This is a genomic window from Dysosmobacter sp. HCP28S3_G4 (assembly GCF_052065175.1).
Lineage (GTDB): Bacteria > Bacillota > Clostridia > Oscillospirales > Oscillospiraceae > Oscillibacter.
In genome coordinates this window covers 1-346 of sequence record NZ_JBQHUP010000132.1, presented here as the reverse complement: position 1 = coordinate 346, position 346 = coordinate 1, and the positions used below count along the sequence as shown (strand labels likewise).

The 346-nt window shown below is 57.8% G+C and carries 2 tRNA genes; both read right to left on the bottom strand.

The window, feature by feature from the left end:
- Window positions 1–32: 32 nt before the first annotated feature.
- Window positions 33–109: transfer RNA gene (locus tag ACTNBU_RS12790), tRNA-Ile, on the bottom strand.
- Window positions 110–236: 127 nt separating this feature from the next.
- A tRNA-Ala gene (locus ACTNBU_RS12785) sits at window positions 237–312 on the bottom strand.
- Window positions 313–346: the final 34 nt, after the last annotated feature.

The following is a 346-nucleotide window of genomic DNA, read 5'->3' as shown; positions in this document are numbered from 1 at the left end:
AAGGCTCTGAGATCCAACAGCAAATCACTGTTTGGTGGGCCCGAGTGGGCTCGAACCACCGACCTTGCGATTATCAGTCGCACGCTCTAGCCAGCTGAGCTACGGGCCCGTCGTCGCGGCATGCTCCATATCCCTCGCTTCCGCCTTTGGCGAAAGCTCGCTCATTTCGCTGCCTCTCCTCTTCATCGAAAACCCGCTTCGCTGGGCTTTTCGATGACTTTGGACGGGGATTTCGTTGGTGGAGATAGTCGGGATCGAACCGGCGACCTCCTGCTTGCAAGGCAGGCGCTCTCCCAGCTGAGCTATATCCCCGTTGCTATCTCGTTTTTTCACCGAAGGCGTGTGC